Below are 23,959 nucleotides of genomic sequence, written 5' to 3'. Positions count from 1 at the left end.
TCGTCGATTCTCAGTCGCCGTGTTCACACGGGCCCCCGCGAGATGCAGCATAGGGGCAGGAATCACATCGCACCGGAGACGGGCGTGCGCTGAGGCCGTTCGGTGATTCGACGGTTACCGTTTGAAGTGACTCACAGAGTTCTTTCTCGTACGCATCTTCGTCAGTTGGGAGTTGGACACTAACCGAGTCAGTCGTCACTTCGCCGGCTTCGTCATCGACATCGATGTACAGTAGCGACGCAGAGGAGACCCGTACGTCGTACTCCCTCGCAAGGAGCCACGCATAAGTCCGCAGTTGGCGGTTGTACTTCCCTGCTTTGTACGAATCCGCACTGGGGACTTTAGTGGTCTTGTAGTCGACCATGTGCCATTCCCCCTCGTACTCGTAGAGTAAGTCAACATCACCAGTAACGTGGACGCGCCGGCCCCCGACATCGAGGACAGTCGAAGCTGAAAATTCGGGATACGCTTCGACGGAGTCCTCGAGTGCCGTTCGATACGTATCGACCTCACGACGAAGTGTTTCGACGACCCAGAGAACGTACTCACGCTGTGGGTCTTCCAGCTGAGATACGTACGATGACAGCGCTTCTTTTCCATCGAGTCGGTGTTCGAGAGCGTCGTGGACCGCAGTTCCCCATTCGTTGGGGGCGACACCTCCCGGACTCGACGTCGCCGCCGACCGTTCTCCGTCGCGGTCAAATTCGATCATGGATTTGTAGTACGGGGCGACTTGCTGGACGTGTTGATACTGATAGCGACGGGGACACTCGACGAGGTCGTGAATCCGGGACGGTGAGATGCGGAGCGGTCGATACGGAACCGTCTCCGGAACGTTCATCGGTTCGTTCGTAAGGAACTGCTCGAAGTCGGGTATATCTATCTGCGGGAGGGCAGCGTCGTCTTTTGTCGACACGTCGTCGATACCGATTGGGAACGAATCTGTGTCCGACTCATCTCCGACGTTGACCGTCGTTCCCCGATGCGAACCCCATCCATCGTCGGGTTCCAAATACTCGTTGAGCGTCGTCATCCACGTCGTCCAGCGGGTTTTCTTCGTGGGCCACTCGCCTATCGAACTTTGGCCGATGAAGAGGTGGTCAGCGGCTCGAGTGAACGCGACGTAGAACATACGCCAGAACTCAGACTCGCTCGGACCGAGGAACTCGTTCAGCGGGGAACTGTAGTAGAACTCCCCCGTCTCTTCGACTCGCTCGTCGGAAATCCAGATTGGTCCGGTGAGGTCGAGATAGTCGCCGGCGTCACGGTCGTCGTGTATCCAGTGACTGTCGCCCTTACTGTCGGGGGTGTCGAAGGAAACGTTAGACGGGAGTGGAGCATCTCCCGCCTTCGGGCGCAAGACAAACCCACGTCGACGGTCAGCAACCAGCCGCTCGTGCTGCTTCATGGGGAACGCAGATTTCTTGAATAGATCACATAGAAACACGACCGGGAACTCACGTCCCTTGGCTGCGTGGACCGTAGTTAGCGTAACCGTCGTTTCGTCGCCAGGGTCGGCGATTTCGGTGACTTCGTAGTCGGGCTCGCCACTGTTCGACTGTGCTCGTTCACGGATGCGGACGAGACGATTGACGAACTCTCGATACGACAGGAGTTCCTCTTCTTCCCAGCTATCTACGAGTTCTGTGAGTAGCCAGAGATTGCCGTACCGTCGAAGCCCATCCTCATCGGCGAGAACGACAGCGTCGAATGCCGAGTGTCGGAGCGTTCGATTGATGAGCCCCGATTTCGATCCTTCTCTATCCCATCGAAGGTTGTCGCGAAGTTTCAACAGATCCTGGATTCGTTCTCGGTCATCGTCGGGAAGCTCGGATGGCCACGAATCGCCTTCGAGGAGCGCTGAGAGGAAGAACTCGTGTCTGGCGACAGCCCGAAGCGTCGCGTCCGAACACGCGACCAACGGCGATCGGAGAATTCGGAGTAACGACCCCTCTTCGTGTGGATTACTGAACCAGTAGAGGATGTCTACGAGAACCGAGATTTCCGGTCGGTCGAAGAGGTCGTCGTTGATCTTCGGCGCAGCGTCGATTCCGCGTTCACGGAGTGCTGCGGCGTATTGATGCATGTACGTGGTAGTCCGGAACAGGAGTGTGATATCTCCTGGAACCGGGTTCCGGGTCGAAACAGTTCCGCGAACTTCGTCTGCCGTTTCGAATATTTCGACGGGTGTTTCGGTCTCATCGTCGACAATGGCGTCGATGGTTGCTGCGACTCGCTCTGCTTCGAGCGCAGTCCACTGATCACGTTTCGGGTACCCACTCTCCTCGAGGTCCAAATCTAAGACGTGAAGGTGGCTGTCGTCAGCTGTCCAAAATCGTCTGCCACTAGCCGCATCGACGGTCACGTAGTCGATGTTCACGTCGCTAATCGCACCTCGACCAGAGTCGTCGAATACCCCGTCGAAAACGTAGTTCGCTGCTCGAACGAGGTCAGGATGGCTTCTGAAGTTCGAAGTTAACGGACGGTAGACGACATCGTCGACCTCAAAGTACGGGATCCGCGCACCTCCGTCAGTACCTCGGACACGCTCAATGATGTCGCTGAAGAGATTCGGGTCGGCTGATCTCCACTGGTAGATCGATTGCTTAACGTCTCCTATAACGAGGAGATTCGTCCGTGGGTTCGACTTCGAGACGAGCTCGCGTAACACTCGTGCCTGTGCCGTACTCGTATCCTGGAACTCGTCGACGAAAACGTATTTGAACCGTGACCTGAGGCTCTGGACGAACGGGTGTGTTTCGTGTTCTTCGACGAACTCTCTGAGGACGTGCGTGACGTCCATGTACGTGAGCAGACCTGCCTCCCGCGTTCGGTCGTCGTAGCGTTGTTCGTATTCGGTGAGTATCGTCGTGAAGTCCTCAACGAGCTGCCGGGAGTGTTCGTAAGTCCCTTTGACGTGCTCAAGGAACTCTTGTTCGACTGCCTCACGGTCCTCGTCGGATGTCACGTCAACCGAGAGAGACGCACCTTGGGAAACGACCTCTTGGAGAAGCTGCCGAACCTCGTCGAACGACTCTGGGGGTGTGTACCCCCCGTGTCCAGAATCGAGATTGATGAGCATCTGTTGTCGAGCCACTGCCGGCGTGATACAGAATTCGCGGCACTTCTGCTGTGCCTCTTCGATCATCTCGCGAACAGAAGACGGCGGATACGAACGCCACGATTCGTCAGGATAGGCTGTTTCGAGACGCTGAAAGACATCGTAGTAGTCTCCGCGGAGTTCGCTGAAGAGTTCGTCACGGATCACCGCGAGCTCCTCACCGTCCTCGATTTCGAAGTTCGATGGTAACCCAGCCTCGACCGAAACTTCGCTGAGAAGTTCGTGAAACAGCGAGTCGATAGTCCTGATCTGGCTGTCCGTTTCGATCCAGCGAAAGACATCTCCGGGGAGTTCTCCTCCGGCATCAACGTGGTTTCTGAGTATCGCCTTGAGTCGTGATTTCAGTTCCCCAGCGGCATCTTTCGTGAACGTCGTGAGGACGAGTTTTCTGAACGGGTTGTTCCCGTTCTCAACCTCTCGAACGACGACTTCTGCGACAGTCGTTAGCATCGTGGTCGTCTTCCCTGTACCTGCCGCGGCATCGACGACGACCCGTCCAGTTCCATCGTGGAAGGCACGAATGACCGCTTCTTGGTCCGCTACGGGCGTATCATCATCTGCACCGAACTGAAGCGACATCTGATCGACGTAGCTCATCAGTTACTCACCCCCTCGTCGAAGTGGTTGGGAACGAGACATAGATCTCTGAACACACATCCTTCACACCCACCGTTTTCTACAAACTCGCGACCTACACTGTATTCGACTGTACCGTCGGGGTTGACAGACATCTCATCAAGCAAGCGTCGGAGGTCACGACCCCACCTGTTCGTTCGCATACTCCACATGCTTGCGTTGATCCGCTCCAAGTTCTGCTCGTGTGGGGCTGGCTCGAAACGGCCATCATCTCGTACGAACCCCTGTCGGCCCGAGGGCGAGCTCTGATAACGGTCCAAGATGAGTGCACCGAGTTGATTGGTCGCTACCGCCGTTGCCCGAGCACGGGTATCGAGTACACCCTTTGTCGGAATCGTACAACGCTCACGCTTCCCACAAGATTGGCAAACGTCACTACTTCGCTCACCTCTCAATGCACCATCTCGGTCGTTGCTCCAGCAGTTTTTCAGTGCGGCTCGTGCGCCTCCCTGTCTCGCACTGCCGAAAACAGAGATTTCGCTGTCGTCGTTGTTCGTGATGACGTCACGGCGGTGGGCGGGAAGCAGGACAGTGTGGTCACCAATCGACACCTCACGTTCTTCGCCCTCCACCCACTCCCACTGGCGGACGACACCGCGACTGACCTCTTGTGTTACGGTGAGATACTCACCGACGAGCGTTTGGAACACCGACTCAGAGAGAGCCACGTCATTTTCGTTCCAAGACTGGAAATCGGCTCTGAGTGCGCTCACGTCGGCATACACACCAAGGTCCGCCTGTCGGTCGGGGAGATACTGCCGTATCAAGCGACCCATCGCCTCTCGATACGACTGTGGTGCATAATGGTTTTGGAGAACGGCTGGAACACTCGGAAACAGCTTTTGGGCGTACGGTGACTCTGACGTCGGCCACGAATCTCGCGTGAGCGTCGTACCATCGACAGAGAAGAGGAACTGGTAGAAGTAGTATTTCAGCTGACACTGCGAGAAGAGATCAACCTCGTGTGCCCGCACTGGATTACCGACGATGTCGAATAGTGAGACCGCTCCGTCAAACGTTGATTCGTCAGTAGCAACCGTCACATTGAGCTGTGGTGAACTGAATCGCTGATGGAGCGGTTTCACGTCCTCGTACTCCTCACCGTCGACACTCAGGAGGAGTCGAATGAGCGTCTCTCCGTCGGCGATCGACTCTGAGGAGAGTCGTGGATAGAATGCCTCTCCGACCACACCCTCGCGTAAGTGATGGACGGCGAGACGCAGCCGGTCACGCATCGTCGCTCGGTTCGTGGTCTCCATCCAATTCCCGTACCACCCAGGGCCAGGGAGCCATTGGCTCAGACGAATTCGTCGATGCTGTGAATCGTCGTCGGAGTACGCCGTCGCTACGGCATCGACGAATGGAGACCACGTCACTTCGTCGCCGTCTGCGTCACGGTAGTGTTGAGAAAACGTTACGCTCCGTTTAGTCGCACGGAGCGTCGCCTCGAAGTCATCCAACTCGCGCTGGTAGACCTCTTCACGAGCGGGGACGTACAGAAACGGGGCAACTTCGTCTTCGGATGACTTCGAATACTCCCAAACCGCCTCGTAGAAACGCTCGTGAAGGAACGTGGGATTGGGTTGCTGCGAAGGGAACTCGTCAGCGCCGAGACCAACGATGAATAGATGCTCTGCATCGAGGAAATATGTGTTCGCAGGTATGACGACACGGACCGCATTCCCGTCTCGGTTGGGTACAGAGTACTGGTCAGTCCCAAGCGTTTCTCCGAGTGCCTGCGCAGCGAGTTCCCAGCCGGGAGACCCTAGTTCGAGATCTACGATGTAATTGTAATACTGTCGTACCTTCGCGAGCTTGTCGAGTACCGCTTTTTTCGCTCTGTAAGTCGGGTGTTTTTCGTCAACGTCTGTTCGAGTCGTATCGACGCCGGGACCCGATGAAGAGCGGACTGCCGCTCCTGCTGTATGCATCAGGTGCTCCTCAACTAGACCACGAAGAACCGTTTCAACTGGAGTTCCATTCTCTGGCGACTCTGCTCCCAGTTCGAGTACCCAATCGAGGAAGTAGAGAAGTTGGTGCCAGACACCCCCTCTCTCCGTCGCAATTTCGTCAACGACTGACTCCCACTCTGAAACGGTTCGTCCGTCAGTCGCCTCTTCCAGCACGTTCCCGTATTCTGATTGAATCCCATGGAGGCGCTCCTCGAGTTCCAGAAACGATGCATCGTCGACCGGCCAAGAGCCAGGTGCGTCCGAGAGAGGGCAGTACCCTAACCGAAGTGGATCGACAAGATCGTGATACGTAACGAGGTCCTTCTCAGCAGACGCGGCAACGAGGTCAAGCGTTGCTTTTACGAGCCGGTAGGCAATTACCTGCGCCGTTGGCCGCTGTGCCTCTACGTGAAACGGAAGCTCGTGCGTGGTGAAGACGTCCTCAAGGGTCGAGAGATATGGTGTTACTTCCCGAACGACGAGCAAGAAATCTCCAGGAGTAAGCGCAGAGTGGGGTTGATCGCATCGTCGTTCAATCTCACGTGCAACCTGTTCAAACTCACGACGTGCGTCAGGCGCCTCAACGAAGTCGATTGCATCGATCGAATCAACTGGCTGTTGGCCAGTTGAGGCACTCTGTATCAGAGAGTCGACGAACGCAGGAGAGGTGCCTTCGAGAGCTTCCTCTGGGGGAGAATCCAAGCAAACACCGGCTCGCTGAATTCGGTCGCGCATTAGTTCAGACGTGCCTTCATTGAAAAAGAAATGGACGTCAGGTCCGTTCGGCAGCGATACGAGTTCAGTGATGAACCGGAGCGCACCATTATCGAGAGCTTTGATCGATCCGACAGCAATCCAGTCGACATACGAAAAAACAGTCTCCCACCGCTGCTCAAGCCGTTCTCGAGCTCGTTTGATGAGGTGGCTCTCTGAAAGGTAGACTCCTTCGGGAAGTGCTTCGGTTCGACGCTGAAGAACGGAGTGGAGGGCATCGAACGCCTCTAAGGCCTTTTTCGACCGGTACTTTCCGTACGGGTCGTCCATCGTTTCGATGACGCTCCTAACGTAGTCGTGGTCGGACCCTGCATCAGTCGATCGCCAGTACGTCTCAAGTTCTCCGATGAGGGCATCGTACGTATCGTCGTCCCACTCAGAGCCAACTCTCTCTGCGAGGTACCGTATCGCCGATGGACCTTCACCCTCACGAGCTGCCTCGATTGTTGCCTTCACCAGCCGACCCTTGACTCGTTCGTTCAGCACTCGGGGACGACTCCACTCTTCGAGGAGCGTACGCGCGACGTTTTGGAGGGTTTCGAGTTCAGCGACCTGTTTTGGCTCGATAGAACGTGAGATGAGTGCAGACCGCAGATTTCGAATAGCAGTCTCACCGATGAGGAGACAGAGACCGTTCCCGGTCGTCCGAATGTTCCTCGACCCGGATGCCTCGTTTTCTAAGAAGGTGAGGAGGGACCCCTGCGAGACGGTGACAGACATTGACAACACAGATACAGTAGTATGTGAAGAAAGTATTGTCTTCGCTGAAACCTTCGCATGCAACTGAGGCGAGCAACACCACTCGGTGCCAAATATCACATATGTAATTCCAGAAATCGGGAACTACACGACATCCTAATGAATAGATATATGGTTTGACTACGCAAGGGGTGATTATGAGACGACTCACGAGCGAACGGAGTGATTTCATCGAAGACGCTATCGCTCATAACTCCTGGTGGGAGAACGACCGAGGAGGGCTCGAGAGAGTCGCGGAGTACCCCTTTCGGTCTGACCTCTCGAGGTTCATCGAAAAAGTAGCACGTTGGAGACAAGAGGATGTTGAACGTGCCGTCACCTCTGTAGCCGGGCAGACTGGCATCGGAAAGACGACGATGTTTTTGCAAGCGATTGCAGCGATGATCGAAGGGGAACCAAATCTCCAACGTGAGTTCTCTGCGAGCCGAGAGACGTTACGGCAGTTCATCGGCTCTGTCCCCCCGACGCAGATTCTATATCTCCCGCTCGACGCCTCTATGTATCGCCTTGAAACTCCAGAACACGCGCTCGACGAGTTAGAGAATGTCGTAGACTACTTTCGGTCTCACGTCGCAAAAAGCACCCGTCCAGAGTACGTTTTCCTCGACGATATCGGTGCCATAGAGACGAACGATGTGAAAGAGCGTCTGTTGGACATCGTCGGAGAAAACACCTATCTATTCGTCGCTGGTGGAACCAAGTCACTCGTCGACTTCGGTACATGGCCAGAAGAACGTGGGATCTACTATGATGCTGATTTCGACCCAGTCGGGATGTTACCCCTGAAGTTCGTCGATTTCGTGAAAATGCAGGCCGAAGAAGCAGACGAGGAGGGGCTCGAATCTCGCATCAAGGAGTACCAGTCAAGCAGTATCGGAGAGCGTGAGCCATACATCAAGGAGATCAGACAGGGGTTTGAGACGAACGACTTTGAATCGCTGTTAACGGCCATTGACGCCTTCTACTGGGACGAACTCGACGTTGCCGACCGTGAGGATCTGCACGACTATGCAAAAGAGTACATTGTAAAGGGAGGACTGCTCTCACAACCCGATTTCGGCATCCCTCAGGACTTAGACAAAATCCCCGAGCTCACTACCGGGACACGGCAGGCAATCGACGAGATTGTTAACGACCTCATCAAGGCTCGTCTTCACGTCGAGATCCACGAGGAAATCGCACCCCATCACTCGATTGAGCGGTCGGAGCGACTGTACAAGCTGTGCTCGTTCGGCGCGAAGAAGTCACCGCCGGAGTACAAATTCACCGAACTCGCAGAGATGATCGGTGTCGACCGGCGAACGGTTGGTTCGTATCTCGACGCACTCGAAGACGCTCTCGTTTTGAAACAGTCGAAGGATTTCTCGCTCCAGAAACACCGCGAGACACGGTTGTACCTCCGAGATACTCGACATGTGATTCTGCTCTCTCAACTGAAGGACCACGAGGGATTCGAGTCGTTCCGCGATACGTACAATGGGACCATCTCCCCCAACCAGACGTTCGAACGATCGCTCGCTCTCACAGCGGGGTTCGACCACGCCGTGCGCCTCTCGTTCGTCATCCGACGGGGGTATCCGAAAGAGGACCGAGAACGGGTAGAGTACTACGTCACCGACGATGGGCCGGTCGATTTCGTCATCCACGACCACGGTACCGTGTATCCGTTCATCCTCGATTATCAACCTCTCACGGGGTACGCTAGTAACGTTGCAGAGTCGTTTGACCCAAGCGTGGGTTCTCACGACGAAGCGGTATCGTACGAAGCGCCAGTTCGGTTCGTGGTGACTGACGACCGACGGCCACACGACGGCGACGGATCGCTTGTGACGGAACTTTCGGCAAATAAGACACTCTGTCGGCTTCCGTTCTGGCTGTATCTACTCATCTGCTAATCATATGTCCATTGAGTAATGTCTGTAGGTTCACTAGGCGTCATAGTGGGAAATCAATCAGCGCAGTGAAACCAGTGCATCTCACGAGCTTCTGAAGAGGTGCCAATCGGAAATCGGTCAAAATTTAACTTACAGTCCTCAACTGAGCGGTAGTCAACCGTCAGTTGATTCTCAATTCTGCTACCAGTTCCTCAGCCGCAGCCTTAATCTGTGGCGCAGTTTTGGCACCTAACTGAGGAACTTCCAGAAGTTCATCAACAGAGGCTTGAATGACATCTGTGGGGGTTTGGTAACCTTCTCGCCACAGGAAATACGCTTGCTGGCCTGTGACGTAATCAATATCAGCAACAGTTGGCCCATAGAGAGTTCGGAGGACGGCAGCGGCCTCTGATGGTGGAACACCAGAGGCGGCAAGCGAGGAGAGTGCCGCTTCGAACGTTGAGACGTCACATCCTGTCTCCTCAGCGAGACGATCTGCGGTTGAGCGCTTTCCTCCGGTCACCTCACGAGCTCCTTCGACAGCGACCAACGCCAATTCGTAAGAGAGACCTGGTGCTTCTGCCAAGTCCGCGGGGCGCATCTCAGCGAGATCTTGGAGAGTAGTGATACCTAGTGACAGGATATCGTTCGCACGCTTCTCTCCGATACCTGGGACTTCTTGTAATTCTTCGACTGCCGTGTCCTGATTCTCTCCGACTTGTGGAGTAGTTTCAGAGCTAACGTTCTCCGCTGCGGACGCCATCTCTGTTTTACCGGACGATACATTCTCGCAAGTCGTTCCCTGGTCGACGCCAAAATCGATCCCCTGGGGAAGTGATGGTAATGATTTCACCCGGAGTTGCGACAAGTCGACTTCGTCCGCAATTGGCGACCTGTTTACTACCTCAATGACACGCTCTTCGTCTCGGGAACCGATCCAGGTGGTAGTGAGATAATTTACAAGTGCCACTCTTTCGTCTTCAGTCATCTCGCCCTTGGTTGGCAAGCCCTTGATGATGTTATCGACATCCTTCTCGTGAGGGAACCACGCATTACGAGTCGCAACTAAAATTGGAACAAATGGCTCGGGGACGGTATTACCAAGGGTCAGTCCGAGGTCGTCCATAAGTAGTACGATCGCGCCATCGTTTAGAGAGAGTTGATAACGACCACCAGGAAGAGATACTTTGAGCTTCTTTCGCCCTGTGGCATCCTCGATTAGTCGGGTCGGTTTATGCATATTTGATCTGGATATTGAATTGATAGTATAAAGTATAATTACAATTCTTATTCTACGAACCGTCCCGGTGTGGTAGCGTTGGGAGTAACTCACACCACGAAGTCGTTGCAACGATTACCCATCAAGCGCCCACAACACCGCAGCGTCAACAAAATCGCTGCGGGTCTCGAAGCCATATTCCGGGTTTTCGACCGCTGCATCGACGAATACACAATTCACATCACGTTCAGCGATTTCGACGATCGCGGATTCCTTCTCGCCGAGCATCTCTGTGAGGGCAGTCCGGACGAGCGTCGAAACCGAATCGTCCTCAGCGGTGACAGTGGAGAGTACGTTTCCGAGGCGCTCACCAACGTTGATGTTCATATCGAGGCTATCGACCGTTCCCTCTGGCGAAGTCCCCGCTCGGATAATCGCTTCGAGGTACGAGTTCATTGCCTTAGCGACAAATGCGTCTACCGATTCGGCACCGACACCCTGTTCGGCGAGTGCGAGCAAGAGAGGGTCGATTTCGAAAGCAACGACTGGAGGGTCGTTCAATCGTGTCTCGGCAGTGGTCTCCTCTGTCGGCTCTCCGGAACTGCGTTCAGTATCAGTCTCTGCGAACGACTCGTCAGTCGACTTTTCACTTGTCTCTGCTTCTTCGGTGAGCGCCACACCGTCTTCGGCGGTCTCGGTGTTCGTGACTTCGTCCTTGGACACCGGACCTCGAGTGCTCGTCTCTTTGTCGGCCTCTCGTTGAGAGTCGGATTCCTGCTCGGTGTCGTCCTTAGCGAGACTCGCTCGTGCTCGTGCAGCAATGAGGTTCTTTGGTGCGAGTGAATCTGTCGAGAGCGTTCCTGCCGAGTCAGTCTTCGCGCCGACGGTCATGTACAGTTCAGTAGTGCTGCGGTTCGTTTTGTCGTCGGTTGAATTGGTCATCTTCGGTGACGTGAGGGAGGTCGGTTGGGTAGTCTGTGCAGAGAGGTGTAGCCGGTCACAAATGCGACTGATATCTATTCCTTCGTGGCTCGGGTCAATCGTCTCCTCTCGGTCGAGTGATGCGAGTGAAACATCGCCGATGGCGTCACCCGCGAGGTGTCCGATATCCACCGCTCGGCTCCCGACTTGGGCGTATGTCGAGTCCATCCACGGTGGTGTGAGCCACCGACCGTCTTCGAACAACGGGAGTTCTCGGTTGTCGTCGTGTGACCAGACGCACGAGTTCCAATCGTTGTAGCGACGCCCACCACCCCCGTGTTCGTGGAGCGTGATCAGTTCGATTGGGTCGATAGTTTCGACGACGGCGTCGAGGTCGGCTCCCGTTGGATGCATCGATAGTCGATACTCGAACGTAGCGCACTGACCATCCCCAGATACTGGAGTAGTTCCCGAGGAGACAAATTGGACGAGACAGGCGTTCGGGTCGTCCCTAATCGCTCCGTAGAGCCGACCAGCACTCCCCTCTGTCGGGACGTCTGGCCCGGCGATGGTAACCACGCCACCCTCAAGACACGACTTCGTGCGTTCGAACTCTGGGATCGACTGAACTCCGTCGACATCGTAGCCGAGCTCGTCGTAAAGTTTCGCTGCCTGTCCGACGATGCGGACAGGTACATTGAGTGTGAGCTCGTTCGTTACTGCCCGAATGAGTGTAGCGAGATGAGTGCTCTGGAGCCCACCAGCGGTGACGAGAACTCGTGCACCGCCGTGTGCCCGCTCAAGGGACTGACCGATACCGTCGGTCAATTCGTCACTGTACGCGTCTGCCGTTGCAACGCTCAAGAACATCGCCTCAGCGTCAACAGCGACACCTGGGTCGAAGCTTGGATATCCTCCTGCTGCGTGGAGCGTGAAATCACCGGTGAACAGGATGTCGTGCTTACCATTCGCGTCACGGAACCGCACTACGAATCCAACAGCACCAGGTGCGTGACCAGCGGGGACGGGATGGACCCGGACACCAGGAGCGACATCAGTCCACTCATCTATTGGAATGACGGCCTCAGCCAGTCGTTCGACATCGGAGACGAATCCGACTTCTCGGGCTGACGTAAGGACAGTATCAAGGATGGCAGCCGTCGAGGGTGACGTTAGTATCGGTACGTCGCCCTCAACTACTTCGCCAATCGACTGATAGTGGTCTGCGTGTGCGTGCGTGAGACAAACGGCAGCCAGCGAGTCGTGCGTCCGTCGTACCGAATCGAGATTGACGTTTTCGCCAGCATCGACCAGCACGCAGACAGTCTCCTCGTGGCCTTCGTATCCGAACCGGAGGAGGATGGACTCGTTACCAGCATCGACGTTGACGTGGTGAAACGAGACTTTAGAGACGATGTTGGCCGATATATGGTCATCACCACTCGTGATCTCGGTACTCATCGTTTCATCCTTATCCTCTTTGCATGTCTACCGAAGGAGGTAAACGGGGAACACGCTACTCTTCCCTGCTCATTACCGAAAGTAGTGTTCAACGAGCGGTACGCCTCGCTGACAGCGAAATGTTTTGATGCTGACATCGTTCAGAGGTCAGGTTCCGAGAACTCATTCTCACACGAAGTACAGACGTACTTGCCATCGAGCGACTTACTCAAACATTCTCGGCTATAATCCGAACTTTCAGTTCGGGATTCTGCGGCTGGTTTACAGAGCTTTATATCGTCACAGACGACGAAGCTGTCGGTGAGTCCAAGCGAATCAATAGCAGTCCGTAATACTTCGTACTCGTCTATGAGCCCGGATTCTCGAAGCTCACCTTCGCATGCAGGGCATTTGGCATCGAGACGCGGCAATGCGTTTGGTGCGTGTACGATGTATCCGCTAATCATGTACTCTGCACCGGTCTTGAGATCGTGCCGTTCATTCGCACGGCTTGCAGGCAATACGACGTCGTACAGAGTACCGTCGACTCTAATTGAAAGACGAGAAACAACCTCTCCGTCGATCCTGACCGTGTACTGCGTCACGAACTCTCCACTGAACTGAAGTCGCGTTTTCTCCGCAATCATCTCACCACAGTTTTCCCAGCCTTCTCGCGAGCTTACCTCTGTAGCTGAACTCTTGCAGAAATTGCCCATCACGTCGTCGTTATTCACCATATTACAACATCCTATTGTCTATAGTGGGTTATAAATCTATCTACAAATACATTCCATTGCAGAAAATAGAGATGTAGTTTTCACTCTAATGTCGTTTGTTCTCTCACGTGATAGCCAGTGACCGATCCACTGTTGTGGTCGATTCTACGGGAGACAGAAGAGTACACAAACCATCGATGTCTGCATTGTAGCTTTGGGCTCAGAGTCAGACAGTGTACGGTCGCGATAGTCGTAGCCCAAGCGTCAACGGAGCTCCAGTGAGCAGATGTGAATAGACGCCTATTCGGTCATCTCCTAAAGGAGGACTCGTTCACTAACGGTTGAGAACTGTTGAGAGGGAAATAAAGTAGCAATCACCTTAGCGAGCCATCCCATTTTCGAATAGAAGGCTACCCCCTAATTTCGGATAAAAATACTATTTCTTACGATAAGAATAAAAGAGATAGACAGTTGCTTACTGTGATTAAATTGCCAACTTAGGTACTACCTGTTCCTCCACCCGCACGGTCACTAAACATTCGAGTGAGAAGTTCGTCCAGCTTATCGCCGAATTCGTTTCCGAGTATGTCGGCAAGTTCATCATCGTCAGCCAGGTTATCTAGTTTTGTAGCCAATTTCTCTTCCTCTACATCAGTATACCTACGAAGGACTTGAACCACCGCCAAAACAGAGCCTCCCGCAAGGATACCGGCTACGACAGCACCCCTGATTCCCCCGGTCTTGTACCCAACCTTGATGGCTTGAACCACTACGACTGATGCATCAACCATGAATCATCATATACAAGTGACACATAAACAGATTCTGTTAGTTTTCAACATTTGAAATGGCTTCCTCGGATTTTCTCATCTCTAAGCGAGACCAACATGGGGTGTAACTGAGGAGCCTTACCTCAGAGGAATTCTCGCTTTAGCGGCGAACTCGGACCTTCTTCACTTAGCACTCGTTTGAATCAGTTTGTAAGCAGTAGCGTTGTCCACGGTCCATACGAGGTTTTCCGTCGATTCTTCGTTGACTTCGTTGTACGAGAGGACGTAGATGGTCTCGTAGTCGTCGAAAATATCGTTCGTAATGTAGTATTCGCGTTCCTCTGTGAACTTCAAGTCGGTGCCGACCTCTGACCGCACAAAGGTCGCTTTAACAGAAATTCCAGTATGGCGTGTTGGTACAATTGTCCCCTCTGTATCCGGGAGTGCATCGTCGATTGATGGCTCAGGTTGATCAAGGTGCCAGCCATCAGACGCACGATACAGAATTTCGAAAACACGTCCTTGGCTTCGCTGTGACCGTACTGCTGGTTGTCTCTCGTCTTCTTGCCATACTCGTCGACTCACCGAGTGCTCAAACGAAAGGGATGTAGAGCCAAGCTCCTGAGACTCAATAGCGAACTTTTTCGTAACTGGTTCAAATTGATCGGTTGGTCCACGAGCCTCTTCGATGACGATATTGTCTGTTTTTCTAGTCACTGAGAACTGCCACGGTAACGAACTCCCGCCTCGGTAAGTCTGGAGTTGTAGTGACTCTTGTTCCGGTCGTGGGTTGTTTCTTCTCATCTAACACGTTTTCTTTAGCATGTAAACTAAGCTATTCGTGAATAGGTATCTTGCTTACTATTATCCATTAACACTTAATATAGACAAGCAGCGTCTACGACCAAGAATGTGTCAGTGTCTACTTCGAGAAAGTATTCTCAAAAGTGAGGATAAGGATGATAGCTAAAAAAGTCGCCTGTCCAGTACCCGATTGTCCCTTTGAGGCATCGCCTCAAGATGTTGCGGTTCATCTCGATGAATGTCGAGACGAGAAGCACGATTGGGAGTTGATTGGATTCAAGGATGGCGACGAGTTTCAGCGAAGAGTTTCTTACCAGTATCTTCGACGTCACTTCGATGAACCAGTAAAAGATGTGCTCAAAATCTATCGACAACTCCGATACCTCCTATCACGAGCCAACCGTTATACTTCGAAAGGCGACCGTGCCTTCAAACAGTCGAATCATGAGACTGCTTTAGAGCAATACGAGTCTGCGAGTCTCTGTTACGAGGTTCTCGAAGAGATTGCCCAAGAGTTCAGTTGTGAATCAGCTGCTGGCTCTTTCCACGTTTGTAGCGTGTGCGACAAACGTATCTCAGAGGTACTCCTCTACTGGGAAGTCACCCCAAGTCAGCGGTTAGAACTCTGCCAGTCATGTGCATGGATCAGCGCTACGGTGAAACTTCCAACGCTGGACGACGCCAAATCTACTCATGAAGTGGTAAAGGATAACATCGAAAATCTCCACGAAGGATCTCATGGATTGGACTGGACATCTTCCTCTCCAACCCCAGTAATGGATTCTAGCGGACAAAAGGGAGAGAGCGTGAGGAACACACAACTGATGCTCGTACAGTTGACGGGCGTCATCCAGACCATTGGTCGTCTTCCCAGTGCAGAGGTACTAGACGAGCAGACGGACTTTGGCTACCTTGAGTATCGAAACGAATTTGGAAGCATCCTTGATGCGGCGAGAGAAGCTGGGTTCGACGTTTAGCAGCAAGGGACCCAATCCAGCTCCTATAAACGAAGTGTCTCGTAAGAATCAACTACGTTACTGACCGTAGCCTTCGATACGGGATTTGATTCGTTCTGGGCTGTTGGCTACTCGGCCTTCCGCAACTCGAGTTAGCCCTTGTGGGTAATACGTGGCGTTATAGTCGAAAACCTCATTTACAACCGCTCTTGGAACCGAAGTGGTTGTAAACTCTGTAATCGTATAGATGAGATTTGAGGGAGCATTGCGCCAAAACGTGGTGCTTGCCCAGTTTTTCTGGTCCTCAAATGTAGTTCCGATCCATCCCACTCCGACGTAGGTCCCGTTTTGGTAGAAGAGAACGAGGTCCCCCTTACTCATTTTCTCGAAGTATGCCCGATTGTTGGAGCCATCGCGAGCTCCCCAGAAATGTACCTCACCTGAATCCGCAAAGGAATCCGGGCAGTCAGGATAGTCATTGAGATCTACTTTAGAGCGAACTGTTCGGTCAAAATTCCCGGGGTCACACGGTACGAGGAAAACGTTGGTAGATATCGAACTCATGTAGGAATGGTTGAATATACAGCCGATAAGTGTATGCCATTATTTCTTAGTGTAGATGATAATTGCTTCTGTACGGGGGTATAGAAGAATCATGGCTACTGGAGAGCCTCTAAGAGTCTTACTATACACTGTAGAGTTGCTCCGTAACTGAAGCCTTTGGCTGGGTCCTGACACGACGGACAATCAGGATAGACTCAAATAATAACACATCGAGCTGGCACCTAAATGCAAGATAGTCCGGTTATACCCGATTTCAATCTTAACCACCCGAAAAACTATTTCGGCTATACAATTGCGGTCGCGAGTGCCGCATCAGAACCAGATACTGAGGCGGCTACTATCCTCAATATGGAAAACGAGAATGGGAAGAAGATCAACGGTGACGTAGAGGGATCTCGAGATGGGGCTCGGAATCTGGGCTTGGTAACGACTACCGCCGACGTCGACATGATTAGTGACGTAGGTCAGCGTGTTGTTACTGTTGGAACGACTGAACACGGGAGCAAACAAGCTGCACTCGAAGCTTTTCGCTCACTCTACAGGCGACGAACGAAATTCCTCGATAGGTTCCCAGAGTGGAGATCAATTACACAAGAAGTGATGAGAAACCAGTCAGGGATTGCACGACTTGTCACGCTCATGCAGGAAATCCAGATAGAGCGAGGCAATTCTGCCATCCCTCTACCACTTCTCGTCCAAGAGATCTACCACCGTGACCCTGAATTCGCACGTAATTGTTTCATCACGTCTGAGAAGAGAGAACAGATTGATTCCTTCGATTGGAAGCCAGCTGGGAGTGATTCGACACCTAATGAACTGTGGCATCCAAAGCTCTACCGACCCTCGATTGTACATCAATTTAAGTCGATGCTTTGGCATTCTGGGATTCTCACGACCAAGGGGAAGACTCGATCGAGTCTCGAGTTTTCGGAGAACTCAGAGCAATTTACCTGGGCACTCACACCGTCATTCTTGGAGGAGGCTACCCAACAGGCCCAGAAGAATCCTAACCTGGGAGAAAGGCGGGACTGCGATGAATGGACACGGGATGCGCAACCACCTGCACGGGTTGAGACGGCCACCAGCCGGATTATCCGGAATACAAAATTGGTGAAATCTTTGAAATTAGAGCATGAGCATCGGTGTCAAGTCTGTGGTGACCGCCGACAGAGGGGTACTCATGAATACTATGCCGAAGGCCATCATCTTCACCCGCTGGGTGAGGATGGACCAGATGTTCGTGAGAATATAGTCGTTGTATGTCCCACGTGTCATGCTGACTTTGATTATGGAACCTTGTCTGTCGACTCTGAGTCGTATACTATCAGGCATTCCTACGACGATGCAATCGATGGACGGAAATTGAGACAACTAGAATCTCACTCAGTTGGTCAGGTATATCTGGAGTATCACAATCAAGAAATAGCAAGTGACCGGTAGAGCAGCGAACTCGATCATTTCACCGCCTCATTGACTCACGATAACATAGACCAATGTAAATCGTTTAATACGGGAATTGGGAAGAGGAAGGCCGACATGGCAACACAAGAAATAGACAATCACACAGTATCGTTTACGCCGCACTCACTGTCGGCTGTCGGCTATGTCAAGAGTTGGAGTACGGTCTTGGCCTCCTACGATGAGTTGAACACGGAAGCTGCCCTTGCAATTACAACGTTCACAGTCGATCTCTACTGGACGGTTCTCCATCAGGGAGACTCCGATAGTTCATTAAAAGCGGCTTTCGGACTGCTAGGCACTGAGCCCGTTGAGGTCGAATTTCCTGTCGTTGTGCTTGAAGACTACCTCAAAGCTCTCCAGCAGTTTGAGGAAATACTCCCCGACCATATGACAATCGCCGGTCCCATCCGTTTCCTTCAACTGGAGATAGAAAAGAGTCTCAATAATCCATAGCTTGACGAAGCTGGTTTTCTTCAAAAGATCACTTCACACGTCTCAATTGAGTTGCCGTTCGAGCGAGGCAACTCGCCGTGCCAGATCAGCGATATCGGGCTCGCTTGCTCCGTCGGCAGGTGGCAATGGCGGATCGAACGCACGAGCGCGGTTGATTGCGATAGGAATTGTGCGCTCTGAGAGTCCCACGATTTCTGCAATCTCGGCGATAGAGAGACCGTGGTCATTCATTCGTTTGATCACACTATCGCGAGCATGGCGAGCAGCCTGTTCAGGGTCGTCAGGTAACTGACCGCGGAGTGGTTCGTCGACACGTTCAGCGAGGTCCCATTCTCGGTCGGCGGTTTTACATACGACACTCGCCGCTGCAAGTGCGTATAGTCGCCGCAGAGCGTGAACGTCGCTGATGCCTGCCTCCTCGGCAAGTTCGCCAGTTGTCGCGGGGGCGATTTGCTCAATAGCGCTCAGGAGGCGGAAGTCAGCAGGTGTGGGATCAATATCGACTGTTTCGAGGTTAGTTTCGATATCGTCAGAATCAGTCCGCCCACTGTGATGGTGATGATGACAGTCTGCACAGAGCACCACGAGGTTCTCTCGGTCGTGACTTCCACCGACAAGAGGCGACTCGCGATGATGGAGGTGGAGATTCGCGTCTCCACCGACCTGTGTCCCCCGTGCGGGACAGAGTTCACAGCAGTAACCGACCTCTTGGAGGATTTGCTCTCTGACAGCCTGTGGGACCTGACTACGGGAACTCACGCGAGATACCTCCGCGTGTGGGTCCTGTAGTCGTGTAGCGGCGTGATACGTCTATCTCGATGGTTGGAAGTGTGCGTTTTCTGGTGCATACATTCTCTCGGAGCACGGGTAGTTCCGCCGGCCCTTCGTACCGTAGCGTTCGTAGCCCGAGCACCTCGAACGGACCACTCTGGTGTTTCGACATAAACCCTAAGTACCGTTTAGAGTGCCCAGCGCTGCTCTAACGTAGTTATTCGAACTAACGGATAGCACAGGGGTGGTCTAACAATCTGAGCAGGGGGAGAGATAAAGGAAACATGCGACCGCTTCGAGAGGGGCTGGTCCGTGGACTTAATGCTAGTCGACCTGAAGAATTGGCTGACGCGGTCGGTGCCAGTCGAAATCTGACGAGCACCGATCGCTCGCCCAGAACACGATGACGACAAAAACACCATCAGAGACATCGCTGTTTACCCGTTCAGTACAATACCTCGTGCGGCTCTTCACGGGGTCGTCAAATCTTCGACCACAGGAAGACGAAGACCTTCCTGTGACTGAAATACTCGAACTGATCGCTCCCAAACGCCGGCAGCTGATCCTGGAAGAACTCGCCGCTGCCGAACAGACGCCATTGTCTACCTCGACACTCGCCGAACGTGTCGCTTGCGCCGAATACGAGTGCAGTCCAGAGGAACTAAAATCGGACCAGCGAAAACGTGTCTATATCGCCCTCGTACAATCCCATCTTCCCACTTATCGCGATGGCGACGTCGTGTCATACGACCCAGATAGCCGCCTCGTCGACCGTGGTCCCGAGTTCACCCGTGTGTGGCAGACCTATACTGCTATTCTCGAATCGCTCCCTCAGTAGAGAACAGTTGGTGGTGAGGGAGGGACACAACGCAGCGAGAAGAAATAGCTAGGACGACAGTTGTCAGCGGACAGCGGCTTCAACATCATCTCCTCGTATTCTACTCGTCTCTGGCCAGAGAGTGCTTGGCCACTCAAACCTCACTGAGAGTGATCGAGACCTACTGAGAGTCGAAGGGGTTCGCGAACTCCCAGTTGGAGAAGCTAACTGAGAATATTTAGCTAGTCTGGTTACTCTCGTCAGGACCCTCACGATAGACGTATTGACCGAGAAGATTCTGATATCAGTCGGATATTTTACATAGTCTGAGAACTCAAAAACTCATTCCGCACCGATTCCAGCCTTCGGAAAGGGTTGAGACACCCGTTTCTGACGAAAGCTAGCCGGTCTGAAAGTCCAGTTAAATATGGGTAACGTGTTGCGATCCACGCGAGTGACCGAGTAAGTGTGGAAACATAACCTACCAGTTTAATGCTATAACATCTCTGCGTCTCGGTGGGTCCTCCGCGAAGACTTGATCCCAGAGTTGAGTAATCGTAAATACGTCCTCGACGACCCAATCACGAGTATTGTCGTGCGCCGCGTCGTGGAACTTCTCTCGCAGCCAGCCCATTCGTGGTGCGCTTGTAAAGGGAGCACCCGGGACGTCGTAACCACGGTCGTACCAGTGGTTACAGACGCGTCTGAGGGTCGAACGCGAGTCGAAGACGAGCACCGCTGGTAACCCGATGTCGACGAGTTTCGCCATCGTGGAGCGATACAGGCGGTTGTTGTTGTGATCCGTCAACACCTCGCCGAGAACCGTTCGGTGCACCTCTCGCTCCACGATGTCGACGGTGTACTGGTTGATACCGAAATCGACGTACGTCTCGACCTCGCGACCGTGCTCGAACGTTGCTCTGGCCACTTCGAGACCGACGCTGACACGGTGTTTCAGACCTTCGTGAGGATCTCCGACGAGGCTTGGGAACTCGTCCCGCTCGTTAATTAACGTCCGGCAACGCTCCTCGAGATCGTACTCGACCGTTCGACGCAGTATCGTCGTTGGCTTCAGGAATTGTCGATTCCGGTGCTCCGTCGTCGCCCAGTCGTACTCACTGAACGCTTGGACGAACACCTCGTCAGCAGGAGTGACCGTCGTCTTCATTGCTTCGAGCTGTCCCTGATCGAGATCCCCGAACACATCACTCCAAGACGGGATGGCGTCGGCAAGCAGGTGGACATCGCCATGTCTGACGGCCTCTCCGTTCCAGAGGCGTGCGAGTCGGTGGAAGGCATCCATTCGGGGCTCAGTCAGCCGGAGTTGTCGTTCACGACCGAGTTCTTCGAGCGTTCGCGGATGGACGACCGTCTCGGGTGCGTCGTAAGGGTATCCGTACAACTGTTCGAATTGCCGAGGCGTATACCAGTCAACGGTCGGGTTTTCAGAGATATCCACGACTGGGACGAGGATCTGGTCAGTATCGGACGCAGGGCGTTCACCGCGAGTACTTAGAGGAGAGGTTCGGTTAGCGGACATATATTTGAGAATGCCATGGTGAAATAAACGGCTTTGGTCTCTCGAAGTGAACACCAGTCCAAGACTGACTCGTCACGAGAAAATCCCGAAACTACTCTCGTGCGATTTTCCTCACACTAATTTTGTGAGGAGACCATACTGAAATCCGGGTGAACGGAACTGAGAAGATTTAGCTAGCCCGAGGAATCCAAGTCACTAATTTGAGCGCCTAATCTGACCGTATAGAAAGTGAGGACAGCGGTAGCTCCCAGAAGCCCCCCTATCAACAGAGGACTCGCTGCGATCACACCAACGAGACCCAGACACCCAATTGCGACCATCGCCGTACTGATGAGTAACACTGCGCACTGCCGAGGTCCCAATACGTCACGTACCCCGTTGATCTGTTCCTGCTCAGTTCCAATCATTTCAGTCAGAATCCTCTATCGTCCTATCGTTCCTCGTGGAGAGTGATATTGATGATGGTGACGTGGAGAGGTCGGTCATCAGAAATCTTCGATACACCGGGTCGTCAGACCGGTGAGGAATCTCGGCGAGATGAGTTCCGAAAACTCTCACTAGAGTCGAAATCACGTCGGTGTCAGCGGCGAGTTCGAGTTCGTCGACCCTCAGAGGAGTATTCGCGCTGGGTTTGCAGCGGCTCCAGTTCTCGCCCTCGGGGGAGTTCTCGCGGTGGAGAACACCGGTAGAGTCGAATGGGAACGACCGCAGAATTTCTCGGGGGCCTTACTGCCGAAATTATCCGCCCGAGATACGAAATTTGTCAAGTCAATCTGCCTACATACACACACAGAGTGCCACTTCCAGTCTGAGCCTACGCGAAGGGGGTCCCACCCCTCCTCGCCAAGACTAATAACGCAGATACACTTATTACTACCCACCTCATACCTAACCCGTAGTGGGAACACATACAAATTAATTACATTGTATTTCAATTAGTTGTTTGGACCTATCGAGCCTGAAAATTCTCGCGGGCATCCCCGACCCCCCTCTCGAGCGGCCACACTGGAAGTCACACTCTGTGTGTCCCTAATCCTCAGACATCAATCATGAGCGAATTCTTTCATAGTTCTCCGCCTTCTCTGATTCCCGAGTTAGGTGGCCGACTCGTCTCTTCAACGAACGTCACGACATCTCCTACTAGTCTTCCATCTCTATCGCTGGGAGGATACTTCATAGAAGGCCTGATTCCGAACATGGATCTCACAGCGAGAACATGAAGGCAAGGACAATCAGTCACCGATTGTAGCCCTGAATGAGAGCCGGTCTGCCGGATCGAAGTTGCAGACGAGGTGCTCGTCGATAGCACCGGAACCTCGACGCATGCGATGCTGGCTCTGGTGTTCGACGACAGTGTAATCCTCAAGGCCGTCCGGTATAGTCGAGTACGAGACGATCCAATCACCGTCTACCTCCCGCAGGCAGTCGACGAAGTCCTCGTGATCGAACTCGGTGTTGTAGTGGTCCTCGGATCCGATATAGGGCGGATCAGCATAGAAGAGGACGTCTACACTCGAATCGTCGTACCCTGTCAGGATCTCTCGATAGTGCTGGTTTTCGATCGTGACATCACGGAACCGATCTGCCAGCTCGGGAATTCGTCGCTTGGCGTTATCGAACGTCCGAGCCGGCGACCGTTTTGCGCGCACCTTGAAGCCGTTAGGAGCGTTGGAAACACCGAGACTTTGCATGTAGCGCAGAGAAAAGAATCGGCCCGCTCGTTCGATAGCATCGTCTGGACGATGCCCAGCGTAGAACTCTTCGACCCACGTGTTGTACTGTGTGCGCGAGTACGGGACCGTCTGAAGCCACTCGGCAAGATCGTCGGGGCGATCACGGAGGACAGTGAAGAACTGCGTCAAATCGTCGTTGACGTCGTTGTAGACTTCGTACTTTGAGTTGGGCTTGTTGTAGAGTACCCCTGCCGAACCCCCGAACACCTCGACGTAAGTATCGTGTGTCGGCATGACGTCGACAATCCACCTCGAAAGGTGACTCTTGGAGCCAGGATACGGAAACGTTCCAGACTGGTTGCTCGCCCGTGGTGTGTATCCCGGAGTCTCGACGGCTGGGTCGGCCTCTACGGGATAGAAGACCCGGGGTGCACGCCCCCTCCCACCGTCACTCTCCAAGAAGCCCAGAGATTCCATTGCGTCGAGTGTGTTCCGTACGGTTCTCTCTGAGGGGGCCTTACCGTCAATCGCATCTCTGACCTGAGATGCAGTGAACGACCTGTTCCATTCGATCAATTGAAGGGTCGCAGACCAGATTCGGTCCCGCTGAGTAGGCACTTGTTGGAAGATATGTTCCTACAAAGAGGATGTTTCGATTGAGCTGGACGCTTCCAGCGGAGATATATCGTGGACTCTGGTGTGTCGGAACATGGAGTTTTCGGAAGTGTAATTCGCCTT

16 protein-coding genes are annotated in these 23,959 nt (G+C 53.3%); 5 read left to right on the top strand and 11 right to left on the bottom strand.

Annotated features, from left to right (window positions below; genetic code table 11):
* Window positions 1–10: 10 nt before the first annotated feature.
* Complete coding sequence (locus LAQ74_RS15860; protein WP_224337300.1) at window positions 11–3,700, bottom strand: UvrD-helicase domain-containing protein; 3,690 nt, start codon at window positions 3,698–3,700, stop codon at window positions 11–13.
* A gap of 17 nt (window positions 3,701–3,717) precedes the next feature.
* A complete protein-coding gene (locus tag LAQ74_RS15855) occupies window positions 3,718–7,203 on the bottom strand; it encodes a PD-(D/E)XK nuclease family protein (protein WP_224333530.1) in 3,486 nt (1,161 codons plus the stop codon).
* 176 nt (window positions 7,204–7,379) lie between these two features.
* Between LAQ74_RS15855 and LAQ74_RS15850 the strand changes: the two genes are divergently transcribed.
* Window positions 7,380–9,137 (top strand): DUF4143 domain-containing protein, encoded by a 1,758-nt coding sequence (locus LAQ74_RS15850; RefSeq protein WP_224333529.1) that lies wholly within the window; start codon window positions 7,380–7,382, stop codon window positions 9,135–9,137.
* 160 nt (window positions 9,138–9,297) lie between these two features.
* On the opposite strand, the gene LAQ74_RS15845 is transcribed toward LAQ74_RS15850, so the two are convergent.
* The 5 genes from LAQ74_RS15845 to LAQ74_RS15825 all read right to left on the bottom strand — a co-directional run bounded on the left by LAQ74_RS15845 (window position 9,298) and on the right by LAQ74_RS15825 (window position 14,899).
* On the bottom strand, window positions 9,298–10,356 hold the full coding sequence (locus LAQ74_RS15845) for a helix-hairpin-helix domain-containing protein (RefSeq protein WP_224333528.1): 1,059 nt from the start codon (window positions 10,354–10,356) through the stop codon (window positions 9,298–9,300).
* Between the two features lie 114 nt (window positions 10,357–10,470).
* On the bottom strand, window positions 10,471–12,717 hold the full coding sequence (locus LAQ74_RS15840; RefSeq protein ID WP_224333527.1) for an MBL fold metallo-hydrolase: 2,247 nt from the start codon (window positions 12,715–12,717) through the stop codon (window positions 10,471–10,473).
* Window positions 12,718–12,857: 140 nt separating this feature from the next.
* Window positions 12,858–13,433, bottom strand: coding sequence for a hypothetical protein (locus tag LAQ74_RS15835; RefSeq protein ID WP_224333526.1), 576 nt, complete (start codon window positions 13,431–13,433; stop codon window positions 12,858–12,860).
* 476 nt (window positions 13,434–13,909) lie between these two features.
* Entirely contained in the window at window positions 13,910–14,203 is a 294-nt protein-coding gene (locus LAQ74_RS15830) for a hypothetical protein (RefSeq protein ID WP_224333525.1), read from the bottom strand.
* A gap of 162 nt (window positions 14,204–14,365) precedes the next feature.
* Window positions 14,366–14,899 carry a hypothetical protein gene (locus LAQ74_RS15825; RefSeq protein ID WP_224333524.1) on the bottom strand — a complete coding sequence of 178 codons (534 nt, stop codon included), beginning with the start codon at window positions 14,897–14,899 and terminating at the stop codon, window positions 14,366–14,368.
* A gap of 242 nt (window positions 14,900–15,141) precedes the next feature.
* Between LAQ74_RS15825 and LAQ74_RS15820 the strand changes: the two genes are divergently transcribed.
* Complete coding sequence (locus LAQ74_RS15820) at window positions 15,142–15,963, top strand: hypothetical protein (protein WP_224333523.1); 822 nt, start codon at window positions 15,142–15,144, stop codon at window positions 15,961–15,963.
* Window positions 15,964–16,020: 57 nt separating this feature from the next.
* Here the strand turns inward: LAQ74_RS15820 and LAQ74_RS15815 are convergent, their stop codons facing one another.
* On the bottom strand, window positions 16,021–16,506 hold the full coding sequence (locus tag LAQ74_RS15815) for a hypothetical protein (RefSeq protein ID WP_224333522.1): 486 nt from the start codon (window positions 16,504–16,506) through the stop codon (window positions 16,021–16,023).
* Window positions 16,507–16,731: 225 nt separating this feature from the next.
* Between LAQ74_RS15815 and LAQ74_RS15810 the strand changes: the two genes are divergently transcribed.
* Together LAQ74_RS15810 and LAQ74_RS15805 are read left to right on the top strand one after the other, a co-directional pair.
* Window positions 16,732–17,946 carry an HNH endonuclease gene (locus LAQ74_RS15810; protein WP_224333521.1) on the top strand — a complete coding sequence of 405 codons (1,215 nt, stop codon included), beginning with the start codon at window positions 16,732–16,734 and terminating at the stop codon, window positions 17,944–17,946.
* A gap of 96 nt (window positions 17,947–18,042) precedes the next feature.
* On the top strand, window positions 18,043–18,420 hold the full coding sequence (locus LAQ74_RS15805) for a hypothetical protein (protein ID WP_224333520.1): 378 nt from the start codon (window positions 18,043–18,045) through the stop codon (window positions 18,418–18,420).
* Window positions 18,421–18,462: 42 nt separating this feature from the next.
* On the opposite strand, the gene LAQ74_RS15800 is transcribed toward LAQ74_RS15805, so the two are convergent.
* Window positions 18,463–19,179, bottom strand: coding sequence for an HNH endonuclease (locus LAQ74_RS15800; RefSeq protein WP_224333519.1), 717 nt, complete (start codon window positions 19,177–19,179; stop codon window positions 18,463–18,465).
* 415 nt (window positions 19,180–19,594) lie between these two features.
* On the opposite strand from LAQ74_RS15800, the gene LAQ74_RS15795 reads away from it, so the two are divergent.
* On the top strand, window positions 19,595–20,029 hold the full coding sequence (locus LAQ74_RS15795; protein ID WP_224333518.1) for a DUF7344 domain-containing protein: 435 nt from the start codon (window positions 19,595–19,597) through the stop codon (window positions 20,027–20,029).
* Between the two features lie 460 nt (window positions 20,030–20,489).
* Here LAQ74_RS15795 and LAQ74_RS15790 read toward each other — a convergent pair whose 3' ends face one another.
* A complete protein-coding gene (locus LAQ74_RS15790; RefSeq protein ID WP_224333517.1) occupies window positions 20,490–21,548 on the bottom strand; it encodes a hypothetical protein in 1,059 nt (352 codons plus the stop codon).
* Window positions 21,549–22,780: 1,232 nt separating this feature from the next.
* A complete protein-coding gene (locus LAQ74_RS15785) occupies window positions 22,781–23,698 on the bottom strand; it encodes a DNA adenine methylase (RefSeq protein WP_224333516.1) in 918 nt (305 codons plus the stop codon).
* Window positions 23,699–23,959: the final 261 nt, after the last annotated feature.

The sequence above is a fragment of the Haloprofundus halobius genome, assembly GCF_020097835.1.
GTDB lineage: Archaea > Halobacteriota > Halobacteria > Halobacteriales > Haloferacaceae > Haloprofundus > Haloprofundus halobius.
This window is presented reverse-complemented; position numbering and strand designations above follow the sequence as displayed.